Annotated in this window: 2 protein-coding genes and 1 pseudogene; all 3 read right to left on the bottom strand. The window is 43.6% G+C overall.

What is annotated here, in order from left to right; genetic code table 11:
• Positions 1-579 (bottom strand): annotated as a pseudogene (locus F6K53_RS44080) (hypothetical protein); the annotation flags it as partial.
• On the bottom strand, positions 569-913 hold the full coding sequence (locus F6K53_RS44075) for a hypothetical protein (protein WP_293087183.1): 345 nt from the start codon (positions 911-913) through the stop codon (positions 569-571). The pseudogene F6K53_RS44080 and the gene F6K53_RS44075, both read right to left, overlap by 11 nt.
• Positions 903-1,180, bottom strand: a 278-nt coding sequence (locus F6K53_RS44070; protein WP_293087180.1) for a CHAT domain-containing protein, incomplete at its 5' end; no start/stop codon positions are given. The genes F6K53_RS44070 and F6K53_RS44075, both read right to left, overlap by 11 nt.

Raw genomic sequence — 1,180 nt, 5'->3', positions numbered from 1 at the left:
CCCTTCTTGATTGAAGTGAGGACAGGGAATTTGAGCAGGAATGAAGGCTCGCAAACACTCGTCAGCAAGTTTTCTTATTTCCTGGGGATGTTGCAGTAAATTCGAGGGCACCCAGGGTTTTTGTTCTCTATCCCAAACTGTTAAGAGCAACGTTTGACCAAGGGAACTGCCAATTTCCTCCGGCATCAAGCAGCCTGCTGGGTTCAATTTTTCTAAAAAGCTGGAGGGTACTGGTTGGGTGGGTTGTGTCTGATTTTGCTCTAGTTCAGGACGGCGGAGGTTTAGAGCTAAGGCATAGGTATCTTGAATTCTGAGGGGAGTTGCTACTCCGGTAACAGCCAGGGAAGTATTATCTAACATAACGTTACTCCCAAAGTGCAAAGCCACATCATCAGTAGTTTTATCCTTGAGCAGGTCTACTCGATATCCTGACTGTTCTTCAATTTCAAGCTGCTTAGTCACTCGAAATTCTTGAGAGATAATCTCGTTGCACTTGTCCCAGAGTAAGGTAGTTGGCTGACTAGTTTTTAGATGAAAGGCAAATAAATGAACATTAGGTGCATAGACTTTAGAGGTCATTGGTATTTTTTTGATGAGATTCAGACTTGAGTTTATCCTTCACTGGCTTGCGCAGTTCCTGAAACCAATTAGAAAGGCGATCCTGCTGGATAGGTGGAGTGGGCGGAACTTTGCCAAGCTCCTTCCTGCAAATATCGTAAAATTTGTTGAGTTCATCCCTAATTTTAAGCCTTGCTTTGAACCAATTTCTGAGAATTTCCTCAACGTTTTCTGGTGGGTTATTCTCCAAAAGGGCTAAGGTCTGATCTAAGTCCTGTAAGTCTTGCCTAGAAAACAGTTCCAGTTTGGTTTTTAGGAAGTCGGGAAATACTAGAAGTTTAGGGTCAGAAATCATGATTTGACTCTCCAATTACACAAAATGCAGCCCAGTAGTAGGGGTCTTGGAAGGGTTGCTCATGGGGGTTAAACCAATCCAGTGCTTGTTCAATCCTTTTCATCAAAGAGTTGTCTAGGGGTAACTGCCTACTCCAGGCTAGCAACTGGGACTGGGTGCTATCCCGCAGCCAGAATTGGGCTTGATTAAGGGCAACTGCTAAAGACATCTGCTCTCGCAGATTCTGATAAAATTTAATCATCAACAACGCTGTCGATAAATCGTTTA

Origin of the sequence: Moorena sp. SIO4A1, assembly GCF_010672065.1 — a bacterium.
Taxonomy (GTDB): domain Bacteria; phylum Cyanobacteriota; class Cyanobacteriia; order Cyanobacteriales; family Coleofasciculaceae; genus Moorena.
The sequence above is the reverse complement of the archived record's forward strand: the minus strand, read 5'-3'. Positions and strand labels throughout refer to the sequence as shown.